The organism is Methylobacterium sp. 174MFSha1.1 (genome assembly GCF_900116815.1).
Classification (GTDB): domain Bacteria; phylum Pseudomonadota; class Alphaproteobacteria; order Rhizobiales; family Beijerinckiaceae; genus Methylobacterium.
Map to the genome: position 1 here is coordinate 136,207 of NZ_FPCB01000015.1, position 15,436 is coordinate 151,642.

Sequence of the window (15,436 nt, forward strand, 5' to 3'; positions counted from 1 at the left end):
CCTTCCGCTGACGCTTCAGTCGTCCGGGAAAGGGCGTGGGGTGATCATTGAATATCGCCTGTTCGAGGTGATCGCCCACCACTGCCCTGAACCGTGCGGTTCGAGATCATCCGTCAGCTGGACCCATGTCTCCCGCGCCAAGACCCGGCACCTCTACCGGGAATCCGCCTCCGCCCGCGAGACCCGCAGCACCGGCGCCGGCAGCGCCCTCGTCCCCATCGCCGCGCTCGCACGCGGGACCGGCACCCCGTCGGGCGGAGCCGCCGCGAGCGAGCGGCGCAGGGCCGGCGAGGGCGGGGCGACCGACTCGAACCGCCGCGCCGGCGGCCCGCCGGGCGCGGCGTCGAGGAGGGCCGCCGCGGCGGCGAGCTGGAGCGCCTGCCCGTCGCGCTCGTTCAGCACGACCTCCGCCGCCACCTCGGCATTGGCGAGCTCGCCGCGGATGTTCAATTCGTCGAGGACCGTCCGAAAACCCGCCGCCCGCTCGATGCCGAAACCCCGCATCGTCTCGCGCAATTCGCGGATCCGCGCCGTCAGCTGGACGTATTGCTCGGCGGTGGCCTGGCGCCGCGCGAAGGCGATGCGGGCCGCAGTGAGGGTCGCCAGTTCCTTGTCCTGCGCCTCGTAGCCGCGCTGGCGCGCCAGCGCCGAGGCCTCGCCGATCCGCGGCAGGCTTCCGGGCTCGTAGATCGGCACGGTCGCGACCACCCGGGTCGTCGTGTCGGTGATCCGGTCGAGGGCCGGGCTGTAGCCGAGCTGCGCGATCTTCGAGAATTGCAGGTTGACCTTGGGGAGAAGGTCCGCGACCGCAGCCTTGGCCTGGTAGCCGGCAGCCTCCGCCTCAAGCTGGAACGCCGCGATGTCGGGATTGGCCTTGCGCACCAGATCGGCATAGGCGTCGGCGCTGCGCGGCAGCCCGTCGGGCAGGCGCGGCGGCAGCATCCGCTCCGGCGCCATCCGGGTGAGCCGGGTGAATTCGAGGCGCGACGCCGTGAGGTCGGCCTGGGCGCGCAGGCGCAGGGCCTCCGCCTCCTGCACCCGCGAGCGGGCGAGCGCCACGTCGGTGCGGGTGGCGTCGTTGAGCTCGAACTGCTTGTCGGTGAAGGCGGCGATGCGCTGGATCGCGACCCGTTGCGCCTCGCGCGCCGCCAGGATCCGGGTGTCGCGCAGGACCGCGATATAGGCGATGGCCGTGTCGAGCAGCACCTGCTGGCGCCGGCCGATCAGGAGCAGGCGGCCCGATTCGGCGAGCGTCCGGGCGGTCTGGTAGCCGTTCCAGCGCCGGAACCCGTCGAAGAGCGACAGGTTCGCGGTGATTCCGACCACGCTCGGCGCCCGCCGCGGCGTCGCGTCGAGCCCGACCACCGGCGGGGCGGCCTCCGGTGCGTAGGTGATCTTGCTCCGCAGCGGCCGGTCGGCCGTGAAGGCGACGGTGGGCATGAAGGCGTCGATGGCGCCGCGCAGGCGCTCCTCGGCCCCGTCCTGCCGGGCGCGCTCGGCCCGCAGCACGAAGCTCGATTCGAGCGCCGCCGCCGAAGCCTCCTCGAGGCTCTGCGCCCGGACCGCGGCCGCGGAGCCCGCCAGGATCGCCAGGACGCAGCCCAGCCTCTCCATCCTCGCGCGCCGCACCGACATCTGAGCTCCGAAGGAAGGGGATGGCCGGCCGCCCCAGGGTTTGCCCGGGGAGGACGCTGCGAACGGCCGCTCTCTTCTTCGCGCAACAGGGTGAACGAAGCCTTACCTATGGACGGACGCCCGTGCAGGCACCGGTTGCACAGCGAAATGACGCCGGATTCAGACGTGACGGACTTTTCTCCTTGATACTAAATCGTCAAATGTGCCATATGAAACGTCGATCGGCAGATCGAGATTGAAAACATCTGAGAGCTTGTTTGATTGGACTCTATCGATTTCCATAACCTCCCTGTCATTCAGGGGCCGCGCAGCGGAGCCCGGAGTGCCGCAGGCACGCCCAGGACCGCGGATGGTGCAGAAAGAGGCGGCATGCGTGACGCTCCATCCTGAACCGCTGGCGTGTCTGGATTCCGGGCTCCGCTGCGCGGCCCCGGAATGACCCGGAGGGTGGCAATCCTGTCGAGCCCATCGAACAGGCTCCGGGATCGAGACCGCGCGAGACTCGACCGCAGAACGCGCCCGGCGGCACGAAGACGTCATCCGGCGGGCGGAAGCGCCTCGCCAACCTCCGGCCCCTGCATCCGCGCCGGCGCACCACCCAGCGGGCCGACCGCGATCGAGCGCAGCAGGGTCGCCCGGGCGGTGCGCAGATGGGCCCGGCAGGTCTGGTCGATCTGGCGCAGGTCGCGCGAGCGCAGGGCGGCGATGTAGTCGAGGTGCTCGCGCAGGGCGACGCGGTGGCGCTCCTTCTCGTCGGATTTGTCCCACTGGTAATGGTAGTGGAAGATGATCGAGATCACGTCGTAGAAGTCGCGGATGAAGCGGTTGCGCGAGGCGTCGTGGATCAGCCGGTGCAGCCGCTCGTCGAGGCGTGAGAAGTCGCGATAGCGCGCGTCGATCTCGGCGAGCAGGGCGTGATGCTCGCGCTCGATCGCCGCGAGCTCGGCCCAGGCCGGCGAATCCGGCGCCAGCTCCACGAAGCGGCGGGCCGAGCGCAGCTCGAACATCTCGCGAATCTCGTAGATCTCGGCGGCGAAGTCCGGCGTCACGCCGGCGAAGATCCAGCCGCTGTTCTCGCGCCGCTTCAAGAGCCCGAACTGGCTGAACCGGGTCAGGTATTCCCGCACCGCCGTGGTGGAGACGCCGAACAGGCGCGCCAATTCCGCGGTATTGACCATCTGGCCCGGGCGGCAATCGCCCTGGAGCACCCATTGCATGAACTTGCGTTCGACGGCCTCCGCCACCGTCTCGGTCTCGAGTCCAGGAAAATAATCCTCAGGCCGCGGATGGCGGATCAGGCAGCGCCGCGCCCCGTCCGTCCCGACGATGCCGGACGCGGCGAGCCCCGCCAGCACGCCCCGCACCGTCGTGCGGCTGACCTCGAGCAGATCGGACAGGTCGGCCTCCGAGGCGGACCAGGGTCCGAGCGGCCGCTCCGCCAGCACGGACAAGCATTGGTTGTAGGCCCGCTTGTGGACCGTGTTCGCCCGCATCCCGTCCTCCCGCGGGCACGAGTCCAACACGCCGGACGGTCCCGCGTCCATCCGCCCTAAGGCGGTTTTTCGCACATAAAAAACCGTTTGACAGCCGAAGCGAGCCGGTTCTTTATGCATGATAATACATAAGCCCTACCCGGTGAGGACACGCCCATGGCCCCGATCGGCAGCATTTCCGCCCGCGCGGCGCGTTGCGCATGAGCGTCGCCCGAAAGAGCCGGCGGGTCGTCCAGTTCGGCACCAGCCGCTTCCTGCAGGCCCATGCCGACCTCTTCATCCACGAGGCGCGCGAGGCCGGCCAGGCGGTCGGCCCGGTCGCGGTGGTGCAGACCTCGGGCGCCGCCTCCCGCGCCGGGCGCGTCGCCGCCTTCGGGGCGCCGGAGGGCTATCCGGTCGTCATTCGCGGCATCGCGGACGGCGCGCCGGTCGAGCGGCAGGTCACCGTCACCAGCATCGACCGCGGCCTCTCGGCGACGACCGACTGGGACGCCGTGACGGCCCTGTTCGTCGACGAGGCCGAGATCGTCCTCTCGAATACCGGCGATACCGGCTACGCGATGGCCGCCTCCGACCGCGGTGCGGGATGGGTCGAGGCGCATCCCCCGGCCTCGTTTCCGGGCAAGCTGACCCAGCTCCTCTACCGCCGCTGGCAGGCGGGCGGGCGCCCGCTCACGGTGCTGCCCTGCGAGCTGATCAACCGCAACGGCCGGGTGCTCCAGGGCCTGGTCCTCGACCTCGCGGGCGAGGCCGGCCTGCCGGAGGACTTCCGGACCTGGCTGCGCGAGGGTGCGACCTTCACCGACACCCTCGTCGACCGCATCGTCTCCGAGCCGATCGAGCCGGTCGGCGCCGTGGCCGAGCCCTACGCCCTGTGGGCGATCGAGCGCCGGCCCGGCCTCGTTCTCCCGTGCGAGCATCCCTGCATCGTGCTCGCCGACGATCTCGAACCCTACGAGCGGCTGAAGCTGCACATCCTCAATCTCGGCCACACCTTCCTCGCCGAGATCTGGCAGCGCGAGGGCCGGCCGGAAGGTGAGACCGTGCGCGAGATCCTGGCCGATCCGGCGATCCGGGCGCGGCTCGACGCGCTCTACCGCGACGAGGTGGTGCCGGGCTTTTCCGCCCGCGGGATGGGGGCGGAGGCCGAGGCCTACGTCGTCGCCACCCTCGACCGGTTCCTCAACCCCTACCTGAACCACCGCCTCTCCGACATCGCCCAGAACCACGTCCAGAAGGTCGAGCGGCGGATTCCCGCCTTCCTGGCCTGGGTCGAGGAGGCGGGCACCCGTCTGCCCGCGCCGGGTTTAAGGGCGCTGGCTGCCGCCTACCCGGCCTCGGGCGCGGCATGACCTACCAGTTCGATTTCGCCGCCCTGCTGCCGTACTGGCGCGACTTCGCCGCCGGGGTCTGGCTGACGCTCCAGCTCTCGGCGCTGGCGACGGTGCTCGGCTTCGTCGGCGGCGCGCTCTGCGCCATCGCGCGCGCCGACGGGCCGCCCTGGATGAAGCGGGTCGTCGGCGCCTATGTCGAGGTGATCCGCAACACGCCGCTGCTCGTGCAGATCTTCCTGGTCTATTTCGGCATCGCGGTGCTCGGCCTGCGGGTCGACGCCAACGTCGCGGCGGTGCTCGCCCTCGTCGTCAACGTGGTGGCCTATACCTGCGAGATCATGCGCGCCGGGATCGAGAGCATCCACAGGGCGCAGGTCGAGGCGGGGGAGTGCCTGGGGCTGAACCGCCGCCAGATCTACTGGCACGTGGTCTTGCGCCCGGCGATCGAGCGGGTCTACCCGGCCCTGGTCAGCCAGTACGTGCTCCTGATGCTCGCCTCGTCGATCTGCTCGCAGATCTCGGCCGAGGAACTGACGGCGGTGGCGAACCGCATCCAGTCCGACACCTTCCGCAGCTTCGAGACCTACATCGTCGTCGGCCTCGTCTACCTCGCCCTGTCCTTCGTCGTGCGCTGGGCCTTCTGGGGCTTCGGCCTCCTCGTCTTCACCCGCCGGCGCAAGCTCGGCACGGCGCTCTAGCGGGGAGGGGACCCATGCCCACTTTCGGACCCCAGCATCTCTGGTTCCTGCTCCAGGCGGCCGGCTGGACGCTGGCGCTCTCCGCCATCGCCTTCCTCGGCGGCGGCCTCCTCGGCTTCGGCGTGGCCTTGGCCCGCATCTCGTCGAACCGGATCGTGCGGGGGCTGGCCACGGCCTACGTGCAGGTGGTGCAGGGCACGCCGCTCCTGATCCTGCTGTTCATGATCTATTTCGGCCTCGCCATCGCGGGCTTCGACCAGTTGCCGGCGCTGATCGCGGCCGGCGCCGGGCTGACGATCTACGCCTCGGGCTTCCTCGGCGAGATCTGGCGCGGCTGCATCGAGGCGGTGCCGAAGACGCAGTGGGAGGCCGCCGAGTGCCTCGCCCTGTCGCCCTGGCAGCGGCTGACCCGGGTCGTGCTGCCCCAGGCGATGCGGCTCGCCACCGCCCCCACCGTCGGGTTCCTGGTCCAGATCGTCAAGAACACCTCGCTCGCCTCGGTCGTCGGCTTCGTCGAGCTGTCGCAGGCCGGCAAGCTCATCAACAACTCGATCTTCCAGCCGTTCATCATCTTCGTGACCGTGGCGATCTTCTACTTCGCCATCTGCTATCCGCTGTCGGCCTGGAGCCGCGGGCTGGAGAGGAGGCTCAATGTCGGCCGTCGTTAAGCTTGCCAACGTCCACAAGAGCTTCGGCCCGCTGAAGGTCCTCGACGGCGTCTCGTTCGAGGTCGGCCGCGGCGAGGTGGTGGCGCTGATCGGCCAGTCCGGCTCCGGGAAATCGACCGCGCTCCGCTGCATCAACGCCCTCGAGACGATCGAGGAAGGGGCGATCGAGGTCTGCGGCCACGCGATCCACGCCCCCACCCTCGACAAGCGGGCGCTGCGGCTCTCCGTCGGCATCGTCTTCCAGAGCTACAACCTCTTCCCGCACCTGACGGCCCTCCAGAACATCATGCTGGCGCCGACCTGCGTGAAGGGGATCAAGCGGGGAGAGGCCCGCGACCTCGCGATGGACTGCCTGACCCGGGTGGGGCTCGCCGAGAAGGCCGAGCACTATCCCGAGCAGCTGTCCGGCGGGCAGCAGCAGCGCGTCGCCATCGCCCGCTCGCTCGCCATGCAGCCGCAGGTGATGCTGTTCGACGAGGTCACCTCCGCCCTCGACCCGCAGCTCACCTCGGAGGTGCTGAAGGTCATGGAGGATCTCGCCCGCGGCGGCATGACCATGATCCTCGTCACCCACGAGATGGGCTTCGCCCGGCGCGTCGCCGGCACCGTCATCTACATGCGCCAGGGCCGGGTCTGGGAGACCCTGGCCGGCCGCGACCTCGACAACCCACGCACGCCCGAGCTGCGCGACTTCGTCGGCAGCGGGCTGTAACCAACAGGAGATTTGGGGATGAAGCGCAGGACCTTCCTGGCCGGCGGCCTCGCGGCCGCCTCCACCCTGGCGATGCCGGCCCTCGCCGACACGCTCGACACGATCAAGAGCCGCAAGAAGCTGCTCGTCGCCCTCGATCTCGGCTCGCCGCCCTTCGGCATGACCGATTCGGCGATGCAGCCGACCGGCTCCGACGTCGAGACCGCCCGCCTGCTCGCCGCCGAGTGGGAGCTGCCGCTGGAGATCGTGCAGGTCACGAGCCCGAACCGGGTGCCGTTCCTGCTCACCGGCAAGGCCGACATGGTCATCGCCTCGTTCAGCGTGAACGAGGAGCGCCAGAAGGTGATCGACTTCTCGGACCCCTACGGGGTGATCCAGGCGGTGATCGCCGGGCCGAAGGGCCGCGAGGTCAAGGATTACGCGGCGGTCGTCGGCAAGCGCCTCGGCACCACCCGCGGCAGCACCAACGACAAGGAGGCCACCACCCGCGCCCAGGGCGCCCAGATGGTGCGCTACGACGACGACGCCACGCTGATCACCGCGATGGTGTCGGGCCAGGTCGACATGGTGGCGACCTCGCCGCAGGTGATGAACACCGCCAACAGCCGGAAGCCCCCGGAGCCGTTCGAGACCAAGATCGTGATGCGGACGTTCCCCTACGCGATCGGGCTGCGCAAGGGCGAGACCAAGCTCCAGACCGCGCTGAACGAGTGGGTGCGCAAGAACCTGCGCAACGGCCAGCTCAACGCGATCTACAAGAAGTACCACGGCAGCGACCTGCCGGCCGAGATGCTGGCGTAGTCGAGGGGTAACCGCGAATTTTCTCCTCTTACCGCCCGCGGCAGGAGCGTCCGAGGAAAAAATGGCGCGGGCCTTTCCCTCCCCCCTCTGCGGGGGAGGGTGGCCCCCGCGTCAGCGGGGGTCGGGAGAGGGGAACCACGCTTCCGGAGAGGTCGCGACCATCGTGAAGGGCGCCACCTGGATCAGCGTCGCGCTGCCCCTCTCCCGGCCTGCTCCGCAGGCCACCCTCCCCCGCAGAGGGGGGAGGGGGAACCAACGCTCCATCCTTGAACCAACCAGCCTTCCCCAATCCAAGATTACGAAAGACCTGATCCCATGAAGGTGCTCCTCTGCGACGAGCCGGGTCGCTTGCGCGTGACCGAGCGGCCGGAGCCGGTCCCGGCCGAGGGCGAGGCGCTGGTGCGCATCCGCCGGGTCGGCATCTGCGGCACGGATTTCCACATCTACCAGGGCAAGCACCCGTTCCTGCAATATCCGCGGGTGATGGGCCACGAATTGTCCGGCACGATCGAGCGGGCGCCCGCCGGCAGCGGCCTCGAAGCGGGCCAGAACTGCTACATCGTCCCCTACCTGTCCTGCGGACAGTGCGTCGCCTGCCGCAAGGGCGTGACCAATGCCTGCCAGAACATCAGCGTGCTCGGCGTCCATTGCGACGGCGGCATGGCGGAGCTGATCAGCGTCCCGGCGCAGAACGTCGTGCCGGTGGGCGATACGCCGCTGGACGACGCCGCGATGATCGAGTTCCTGGCGATCGGCGCCCACGGGGTGAAGCGCGGCGGCATCACGAAGGATGACCGGGTGCTGGTGGTCGGCTCGGGGCCGATCGGCATGTCGGCGGTGATCTTCGCCAAGGCCCGCGGCGCCCACGTCACCGTGATGGACCTGCGCGAGGATCGGCTCGCCTTCACGAAAGGCGCGCTCGGCGCCGACGCGCTGCTCACCGCCAACGACGAGGCCGAGGCGAAGGCCGGGGCCGCCACCGCGGGCGACTTCTACGATTGCGTGATCGACTGCACCGGCAACCGCGCCGCGATGCAGCGCGGCTTCGGCTTCGTCGGCCATGGCGGGCGCTACGTGCTGGTGAGCGTGGTGCGCGACGACATCGTGTTCTCGGATCCCGAGTTCCACAAGCGCGAGACCACCCTGTTCGCCAGCCGCAACGCCCAACCCGACGACTTCGCCGAGGTGGTGCGCCAGATGCAGGCCGGCCGCGTGCCGACCCAGGCCCTGCGCACCCATCGCGGGGCGCTGGCGGACGGGCCTGACCTGTTCCGCGACTGGCTGCGGCCGGAGGCGGGGGTGATCAAGGCGATCCTGGAACTCTGAAGAACGGTCGAACCGCCAGGACAGAGATGACACCCGCCTCGTCATCCCAAGGCCGCGAAAGCGGAACCCGGGATGACGGCGTGGCGAATGAGCAACCGTGAGTCCCACGTGACGCTTGCCGAAGCGCGTCTCGCGCAACCCAGGTGAAGGAGCCCGGAAGCCCTTCCCGGCATACCGACCGGATGGATCCGCGCCGCCCACCACCCGGAGACGACCGCCTCACCCCCGCGGACCCCCGCCTCTGGGTCGTGCTGGCCCTGGCGCTGGTCTTCCTCGCGCTGGCCGCCCTGTTCCTGGCGGCGCCCGCCCTCGGCGCGCTGATCTACGGCGTGCCTGCACCCGAAGGGACCGGTCGCACGGCCCTGCGGGCGATCGGCGCCCGCGACGCCGCCCTCGCGCTCTACCTCGCGGGCTTGAGCCTGTTCTCGACCCGGCGCGCCGTGGCGATCGTGCTCGCCGCGAGCCTCGTCATCCCGGCCTGCGACCTCGCCCTCGTCCTGTCCGCCGGGACGGCGGCGTGGTGGCAGGTGGCTTTGCACGCCTTGAGCGCCGGCGTGCTGGCGCTCACGGCCCTGTGGCTGACCCGCCCGGCGTGATTCACGCGGCGTAGTCCGGCTCCTCCCGGTCGAGCCGCCGGCGGATGGCCGCGAGGTGGAGACGGGCCGATTCGGGATCGCCCTCGCGCATCTGGCGATAGGCGGCCTCGGCGATGGCGGGATCGACCGGCAGGACCTGCCGGCCGGTCGAGAGAGCGAGCACCTGCACCTCCGCCGCGCGCTCCAGGTAGTAGAGGTCGTCCCAGGCCTCCGCGATGGTGGGCCCGAGCACCATCACGCCATGGTTCTTCATGAACACGATGTCGGCCTCGCCGACGCTGTCGGCGATGCGGTCGCCCTCGCGCTCGTCGAGGGCCAGCCCGTTGTAGTTCCGGTCGAAGGCGGTGCGGCCGTAGAACTTCAGCGCGGTCTGGCCGGCGAAGATCAGGGGATCGCCCTCGGTCATCGAGAGGGCGGTGGCGTAGGGCATGTGGGTGTGGAACGCCACCCGCGCCCGTGGGATGCGCTTGTGCAGGCGGGCATGGATGTAGAAGGCGGTCGCCTCCGGCTGGCCCTCGCCCGAGACGACGTTGCCGTGGAAGTCGCAGACCAGGAGCTTCGACGCGGTGAGCTCGGCGAAGGCGTAGCCGTAGGGGTTGACGAGGAAGAGGTCGTCGTAGCCCGGCACCATCGCGGAGAAGTGGTTGCAGATGCCCTCTTCCAGGCCGTGGCGCGCCGCCATGCGGAAGCAGGCCGCCAGGTCCTCCTTGGCCCGGCGCACCTCGGGCCCGGCCAAGTCGGGCTGGTTGAGCAAGTCGGGTTGGTTGAGGCCGTCAGGAATTCGTTCGCCGGCCGGCGCGCCCAGTGCGTGAGCCATGGTGTAGATGTCTCCTGACGTGTCGGCGGATCCTGGCAAAGGCCGGGCCGGCTTGTCCATGCCCGCCCGGGAATCAGCGGGCGGCGCGCAGGTGCTCCAGGAGCGCCGGGGTGGCGTAGCCGTCCGCCGGCAGCCCGGCGGCGATCTGGTAGCGCCGCACCGCCTCGCGCAGTTTGGGCCCCGCGCGGCCGTCGAACGGGCCGTCGTAGAACGTCTTCGCGGAGAGCCCGCGCTGGAGCGCGGTGAGCCCGGCCTGGTCGAGGCGCGGGCCGGTCGGCCAGGGGGCGGCGAGGGCAGGGCCGCCCGCGATCCGGTCGGAGAAGTGGCCGACGGCGAGCGCGTAAGCATCCGAGGTGTTGTAGGCGCGGATCGCCTCGAAATTGGCGGTGATCAGGAAGGCCGGCCCGCCGGCGCCGCCGGGCAGAAAAAGGCTCGCCTCGCCGGCTTCCGGCAGGGCGGCGCCGTCGAGGGCCCGCACTCCGCGGCGGGCGAAATCGGCGAACGGAGCGCGGTAGCGCGCGAGATCGAAATCCGCCGGCAGGGTCACGGCGACGCCCCAGGGCAGGTCGCGGCGCCAGCCGGCCTGCTTGAGGAAGCTCGCGATCGACGCGAGCGCGTCCGGAACTGAGTCCCAGATGTCGCGCCGTCCGTCGCCGTCGAAATCGACCGCGGCGCGCTGGTAGGCCGAGGGCAGGAACTGCGTCTGCCCCATGGCGCCGGCCCAGGAACCGCGCATCCGCTCAGGGGCGACGTCGTGGTGCTCGAGGATCTCGAGCGCCGCGAGCAATTCGTCGCGAAACAGCTCGCCGCGGTGACGCGCCTCGGCGAGGGTGGCGAGCGCCCGGATCACCGGCACCGTGCCGGCGCTGGCGCCGAAATCCGACTCGATGCCCCAGAACGCCAGGAGCACCGGGCCGGGCACGCCGTAGGCCGCCTCGATCGCCTGGAGCGTCCCGGCCCGGCGCGCGGCTTCCGCCCGCCCGCGGGCGATGCGGCCCGCGGAGACGGCACCGGTCAGGTACTCCCAGACCGGGCGGCCGAACTCGCCCTGGCGGCGCAGGCGGGCCAGCACCGCCGGGTCAGGGGTGATGCCCCGGAACGCCGCGTCGAAGGTCGCGCGCGACACCTTTCGGGCTTGGGCCGCCGGCCACAGCTCCTCGACGAAGGCCCGGAAATCGCCCGCGCCGACGGGGGCGGCGAGGACGAGGACGGCGCCGAGGGCCAGGGCGGCGCGAAGGACGAAGCGGGTCTGGGGCATGGACTCAGATCAGTGGGCTCAGACCCGGTTGCGCCGGCCGAGAGCCTCCTCCCAGGCGAGCGCCTGGGTGACGATCTCGCGCAAATCGTCGTGCTGCGGCACCCAGCCGAGCTCGGCCCGGATGCGGTCGGCCCCGGCGACGATCCGCGACGGGTCGCCGGCCCGGCGCGGCGAGAGCTTGACCGGGAAGTCGACGCCGGAGACCGACTTCACCACGTCGATCACCTCCAGCACCGAGTAGCCGCGGCCGTAGCCGCAATTGAGCGTCAGGCTCGCCCCCCCGCCGCGCAGGTGGTTGAGCGCCACAAGGTGGGCCGCCGCCAGATCCGAGACCTGGATGTAGTCGCGCAGGCACGAGCCGTCCGGCGTCGGATAATCGGTGCCGAACACCTCGAGTTGGCCGCGCTTGCCCAACGCCGCCTGCGTGGCGACCTTGATCAGGTGCGTGGCGTTGGGGGTCGACTGGCCCGAGCGCCCGCGCGGATCGGCGCCCGCCACGTTGAAGTAGCGCAGCACGACGTAGCTGATGCCGTGGGCGCGGGCGGCGTCCTCCAGCATCCACTCGGTCATCAGCTTGGAGCGGCCGTAGGGATTGATCGGGTTCGGTGTCAGGTCCTCGGGCACCGGCACGACCGCCGGCTCGCCATAGACCGCGGCCGTCGAGGAGAAGATCACGTGGCGCACGCCGGCCTTGATCGCCGCCTCGATCAGCGCGCGCGACTTGACCGTGTTGGCGAGGTAGTAACCGAGGGGATCCGCCACCGAATCCGGCACCACGATCTTGGCGGCGAAGTGAGCCAGGGCGTCGATCTTGTGCCGGCGGATGGTCTCGGCGACGAGCGCCTGGTCGGCGACGTCGCCGCGCACCAGCGTGACTTCCGGCGGCAGCGCCCAGTCGAAGCCGGTCGAGAGATCGTCGAGGACCACGACTTCGTCGTGGCCGGCATCGATCAGGGCGAGCACCATGTGGCTGCCGATATAGCCGGCGCCGCCCGTGACAAGTACCGCCATTTCGCTCGCTCCCCGGCGTGAGACGGGTTGATCCATACCCCGCAATGCTTCAGCGTCAATTAAGCTGTCCGGTGGCAAGGCTGCTCGCGGGGAGGGGGTCGGCCGGGCGTGAGAGGCCCGGATGCGCCCGTTCCCGCCGGGCGGTCCGGCCGCTCCTTGGTGTTCACTGGATCACGCACGATGAAACGCATTCGCAAAGCCGTCCTCCCGGTCGCGGGCCTCGGCACCCGTTTCCTGCCGGCGACTAAGGCGGTGCCCAAGGAGATGCTGACGGTCGTCGACCGTCCGGTGGTCCAGCACGTGGTCGACGAGGCCCGGGAAGCCGGGATCGAGCATTTCATCTTCGTCACCGGCCGCGGCAAGGCGGTGATCGAGGACCATTTCGACATCTCCTACGAGCTCGAGCGCACCCTGCAGGAGCGCGGCAAGACGGAGGCCTACGAGGGCCTGAAGAAGGACCTGCCGGCCGCCGGCCAGACCAGCTTCACCCGCCAGCAGGAGCCGCTCGGCCTCGGCCACGCGGTGTGGTGCGCCCGCGAGATCGTCGGCGACGAGCCCTTCGCGGTGATCCTGCCCGACATGCTCAGCCGCGGCAGCATGGTGCAGATGCTCAAGGCCTACGACCGGCACGGCGGCAACATCATCGCCGTCGAGGAGGTCGCCCCCGACCAGACCCACCAGTACGGCATCGTCAGCGTCGGCCAGGAATTCGGTGACACCTTCGAGATCACCGGCATGGTGGAGAAGCCGCCGAAGGGCACCGCGCCGTCGAACTACATCATCTCGGGCCGCTACATCCTCCAGCCGGAGATCTTCTCGATCCTCGAGCGCGGCGAGCGCGGGGCCGGCGGCGAGATCCAGCTCACCGACGGCATGAAGCGCCTGTCGGAGACGCAGAAGTTCTACGGCATGCACTATCGCGGCAAGACCTACGACACCGGCTCGAAGCTCGGCTTCCTGGTGGCGAACCTCGCCTACGGCCTGGAGCGGCCGGAGCTGCGCGACGAACTCAAGCAGGAGATCGTGGCGCTGCTGGCCAAGGGCTGAAGGCTCCAGGCAGAGTCGCACAGGGCAACTCTGCTTAAATTATTGTTTTTGCATCATTTTCGCCGCCGAACCGGTGATCGCTTCGGCACCGGCCGCTTGCGGCCGGCGGAATGATGCTGAGGCCCCGCGCCCGGACGCGGGGCCGTCTACTCGTCGTCGAACCAGTTGCGGCCGGGCTCGATGCAGCGATAGCCGACGAGGCATTCCGGCGTGTCGCGGGTCGGCACGAAGGCGCTCCTGGTGACCTGCGTCGGCTCGCAGAAGCTGCGGTCGCGCACGAAGCGGTCGTAGGTGTAGCCGCCGGTGCCGAGCACCGCGGCGCCCCGGGCCGCGAGGAAGCCCCGCGCCTGGCCGCAGGTCATGTCGAGGGTCGAGGGGCGGCCCTGAGCGAGCGCCGGGGCCGGCACGGCCGCGAGGGCGAGGGTCGCGACGAGGGCCGACGAGCCGAGCTTTCGACGATGGGCGAACACCAGGACGCTCCCGTATTCGGCAGAGCTGTCCGGGTGCAAGGCAAGGCGCGGGATCCCCTCTCCCGTGTGGGAGAGGGGTAGGGGTGAGGGTGGCTCGGGTGCAGGGTAAGCCGCAAACCGTCGAGCTGCGCAGCTCGACGGTCCAGGGTCATTGCGGAGACCGAGCCACCCTCACCCCCGACCCCTCTCCCACACGGGAGAGGGGGGATCCCGCGCCTCATCCTTTCGCGACAGTTCCAACGGTTTCAAGCGCGGCAAACGCGCGGGGATTGGCGCGGATCCCTACTGCGTCAATTGCCCCACGCTCAGGATCGCCCCCATCACCGAGATGATCAGCCCGCCGATCAGCCCGCCGATCGCCACGGTCACGAGCGGGGTGAGCAGGGCGAGCAGGCGGTCGATGCGCTGGCGGGTCTCGGTCTCGTGCATCTCGGCGGCGTGGATGAGGACGCTGCCGAGGCGGTTCACCTGCTCGCCGCTGGCGATCAGGTTCAGGGTCGAGGCGGCGTAGGGCTTGAGCGAGGAGAGCCCCGAGGCCAGGCTGCCGCCCTCGGCGAGCCGCCGCCCGGCCTCGTCGAGGGCGCGGCGGAAGACCCGGTTGCCGGCCAGCGGCCGCGTCGCCGCCACCGCGTCGGGGATCGGCACCTCGGCGGCCAGCAGCGTGCCGAGCACCCGGCAGAAGCGGCCGCACTCGATGCCGACCACGATCTCGCGCACCAGCGGCAGGCGCAGTGCCAGTTGCGCCCGCGCCGCCGCGAAGGCGGGCTTCCGCCACGTCCGGGCGAGCCCGAAGATCACGAGGGCGAGACCGCCGAGCAGCAACGGCCAGGTGGCCGAAAGCGTGTCGCCGAGCCAGCCGGCGGCGCGGATCGCGAAGGGCGGCGCCTGGCCGCTGCCCTCGAAGAGGGGCGCGAGGGCCGGCACCAGCACGCCGACGATCATCGCCACGGTGCCGACCGCCATCGCGATCAGGAGCGCCGGGTAGATCATCGCCGAGGAGAGGTGGCGCCGGACCGCGTCGCGGCGCTCGATCGAGGCGGTGAGCGAGCCGACCACGTCGACGAGCGTCCCGGTGGCCTCGCCGGCGCGCACGATGTCGACCATGTCGCGCGGGAAGGCCTGCGGATGGGCCGCCATCGCCCGCGACAGCGAGGCGCCGGCCACCACCCGCTCGAGCAGGTCGGCGAGCACCGGCTTCAAGGCCGGGCCGGCCTGACGCTCGACGAGCCGCAGGGCCTTGTCGACGGTCAGCCCGGCCCCGACCAGGGTGCCGAACTCGCGCAGGAAGGCGATGCGGGCGGCATCATTGACCCGGTCGCGCCCGAACAGGTCGCGGCGCCAGAACGGCGCCGGCCCGACCGCCGCCTGCTCGATCTCGTAGACCTGGAGCCCGTCGGACCGCAGTTGCGCCACGGCGCGTTGGCGGGTCTCGGCCTCGATCGTGCCGGCGCGCGAGCGCCCGTCCCCCGCATAGGCCTTGTAGGCGAAGCGCGGCATGTCAGTGCACCTCACGCAACTCCCGCTGCGCCGACGTGCAACAGCGAGGCATAACGGTGATCGGGAGTTTCGT

The 15,436-nt window shown here is 70.5% G+C and carries 15 protein-coding genes; 8 read left to right on the forward strand and 7 right to left on the reverse strand.

The window, feature by feature from the left end; translation table 11 throughout:
- Positions 1–153: 153 nt before the first annotated feature.
- A complete protein-coding gene (locus BM430_RS14430; protein ID WP_093567947.1) occupies positions 154–1,635 on the reverse strand; it encodes a TolC family protein in 1,482 nt (493 codons plus the stop codon).
- Positions 1,636–2,171: 536 nt separating this feature from the next.
- Positions 2,172–3,128, reverse strand: a complete 957-nt coding sequence (locus BM430_RS14435; RefSeq protein WP_093567948.1) for a GntR family transcriptional regulator — start codon at positions 3,126–3,128, stop codon at positions 2,172–2,174.
- A gap of 200 nt (positions 3,129–3,328) precedes the next feature.
- Between BM430_RS14435 and BM430_RS14440 the strand changes: the two genes are divergently transcribed.
- The 7 genes from BM430_RS14440 (at position 3,329) to BM430_RS14470 (ending at position 9,263) form a co-directional block, all read left to right on the forward strand.
- Positions 3,329–4,480 (forward strand): mannitol dehydrogenase family protein, encoded by a 1,152-nt coding sequence (locus BM430_RS14440; protein ID WP_093567949.1) that lies wholly within the window; start codon positions 3,329–3,331, stop codon positions 4,478–4,480.
- Positions 4,477–5,160: an amino acid ABC transporter permease gene (locus tag BM430_RS14445; protein WP_093567950.1), complete on the forward strand. Its 684-nt coding sequence runs from the start codon at positions 4,477–4,479 to the stop codon at positions 5,158–5,160. The genes BM430_RS14440 and BM430_RS14445 overlap by 4 nt, the downstream gene beginning before the upstream one ends.
- 14 nt (positions 5,161–5,174) lie before the next feature.
- Positions 5,175–5,828 (forward strand): amino acid ABC transporter permease, encoded by a 654-nt coding sequence (locus BM430_RS14450; protein ID WP_093567951.1) that lies wholly within the window; start codon positions 5,175–5,177, stop codon positions 5,826–5,828.
- Entirely contained in the window at positions 5,812–6,540 is a 729-nt protein-coding gene (locus tag BM430_RS14455; RefSeq protein WP_093567952.1) for an amino acid ABC transporter ATP-binding protein, read from the forward strand. Before BM430_RS14450 ends, BM430_RS14455 begins: the two co-directional genes overlap by 17 nt.
- A gap of 18 nt (positions 6,541–6,558) precedes the next feature.
- The gene (locus BM430_RS14460) at positions 6,559–7,341 is read left to right on the forward strand and encodes a transporter substrate-binding domain-containing protein (protein ID WP_093567953.1); all 783 of its coding nucleotides are present in this window, start codon (positions 6,559–6,561) and stop codon (positions 7,339–7,341) included.
- Positions 7,342–7,656: 315 nt separating this feature from the next.
- A complete protein-coding gene (locus tag BM430_RS14465) occupies positions 7,657–8,667 on the forward strand; it encodes a zinc-binding alcohol dehydrogenase family protein (protein ID WP_093567954.1) in 1,011 nt (336 codons plus the stop codon).
- A gap of 182 nt (positions 8,668–8,849) precedes the next feature.
- Positions 8,850–9,263, forward strand: coding sequence for a DUF4267 domain-containing protein (locus BM430_RS14470; RefSeq protein WP_093567955.1), 414 nt, complete (start codon positions 8,850–8,852; stop codon positions 9,261–9,263).
- Between the two features lies 1 nt (position 9,264).
- On the opposite strand, the gene BM430_RS14475 is transcribed toward BM430_RS14470, so the two are convergent.
- The 3 genes from BM430_RS14475 to galE form a co-directional block, all read right to left on the reverse strand.
- Complete coding sequence (locus tag BM430_RS14475) at positions 9,265–10,080, reverse strand: aldolase (RefSeq protein ID WP_177303048.1); 816 nt, start codon at positions 10,078–10,080, stop codon at positions 9,265–9,267.
- Between the two features lie 73 nt (positions 10,081–10,153).
- Complete coding sequence (locus BM430_RS14480; protein WP_093567957.1) at positions 10,154–11,338, reverse strand: lytic murein transglycosylase; 1,185 nt, start codon at positions 11,336–11,338, stop codon at positions 10,154–10,156.
- A gap of 18 nt (positions 11,339–11,356) precedes the next feature.
- Positions 11,357–12,349 carry a UDP-glucose 4-epimerase GalE gene (gene galE, locus BM430_RS14485; RefSeq protein ID WP_093567958.1) on the reverse strand — a complete coding sequence of 331 codons (993 nt, stop codon included), beginning with the start codon at positions 12,347–12,349 and terminating at the stop codon, positions 11,357–11,359.
- Positions 12,350–12,529: 180 nt separating this feature from the next.
- Between galE and galU the strand changes: the two genes are divergently transcribed.
- Positions 12,530–13,396 (forward strand): UTP--glucose-1-phosphate uridylyltransferase GalU, encoded by an 867-nt coding sequence (galU, locus tag BM430_RS14490; protein ID WP_093567959.1) that lies wholly within the window; start codon positions 12,530–12,532, stop codon positions 13,394–13,396.
- A gap of 146 nt (positions 13,397–13,542) precedes the next feature.
- Here the strand turns inward: galU and BM430_RS14495 are convergent, their stop codons facing one another.
- A complete protein-coding gene (locus tag BM430_RS14495; RefSeq protein WP_244539499.1) occupies positions 13,543–13,803 on the reverse strand; it encodes a hypothetical protein in 261 nt (86 codons plus the stop codon).
- Between the two features lie 345 nt (positions 13,804–14,148).
- Positions 14,149–15,363, reverse strand: a complete 1,215-nt coding sequence (locus tag BM430_RS14500) for a type II secretion system F family protein (RefSeq protein ID WP_093567961.1) — start codon at positions 15,361–15,363, stop codon at positions 14,149–14,151.
- Positions 15,364–15,436 lie beyond the last annotated feature (73 nt).

Excerpts from the sequence above, each read along its gene's own strand:
- BM430_RS14430 (WP_093567947.1), bottom strand. The coding sequence starts at position 1,635 with ATGTCGGTGCGGCGCGCGAGGATGGAGAGGCTGGGCTGCGTCCTGGCG.
- BM430_RS14435 (WP_093567948.1), bottom strand. The coding sequence starts at position 3,128 with ATGCGGGCGAACACGGTCCACAAGCGGGCCTACAACCAATGCTTGTCC.
- BM430_RS14440 (WP_093567949.1), top strand. The coding sequence starts at position 3,329 with ATGAGCGTCGCCCGAAAGAGCCGGCGGGTCGTCCAGTTCGGCACCAGC.
- BM430_RS14445 (WP_093567950.1), top strand. The coding sequence starts at position 4,477 with ATGACCTACCAGTTCGATTTCGCCGCCCTGCTGCCGTACTGGCGCGAC.
- BM430_RS14450 (WP_093567951.1), top strand. The coding sequence starts at position 5,175 with ATGCCCACTTTCGGACCCCAGCATCTCTGGTTCCTGCTCCAGGCGGCC.
- BM430_RS14455 (WP_093567952.1), top strand. The coding sequence starts at position 5,812 with ATGTCGGCCGTCGTTAAGCTTGCCAACGTCCACAAGAGCTTCGGCCCG.
- BM430_RS14460 (WP_093567953.1), top strand. The coding sequence starts at position 6,559 with ATGAAGCGCAGGACCTTCCTGGCCGGCGGCCTCGCGGCCGCCTCCACC.
- BM430_RS14465 (WP_093567954.1), top strand. The coding sequence starts at position 7,657 with ATGAAGGTGCTCCTCTGCGACGAGCCGGGTCGCTTGCGCGTGACCGAG.
- BM430_RS14470 (WP_093567955.1), top strand. The coding sequence starts at position 8,850 with ATGGATCCGCGCCGCCCACCACCCGGAGACGACCGCCTCACCCCCGCG.
- BM430_RS14475 (WP_177303048.1), bottom strand. The coding sequence starts at position 10,080 with ATGGCTCACGCACTGGGCGCGCCGGCCGGCGAACGAATTCCTGACGGC.
- BM430_RS14480 (WP_093567957.1), bottom strand. The coding sequence starts at position 11,338 with ATGCCCCAGACCCGCTTCGTCCTTCGCGCCGCCCTGGCCCTCGGCGCC.
- galE (WP_093567958.1), bottom strand. The coding sequence starts at position 12,349 with ATGGCGGTACTTGTCACGGGCGGCGCCGGCTATATCGGCAGCCACATG.
- galU (WP_093567959.1), top strand. The coding sequence starts at position 12,530 with ATGAAACGCATTCGCAAAGCCGTCCTCCCGGTCGCGGGCCTCGGCACC.
- BM430_RS14500 (WP_093567961.1), bottom strand. The coding sequence starts at position 15,363 with ATGCCGCGCTTCGCCTACAAGGCCTATGCGGGGGACGGGCGCTCGCGC.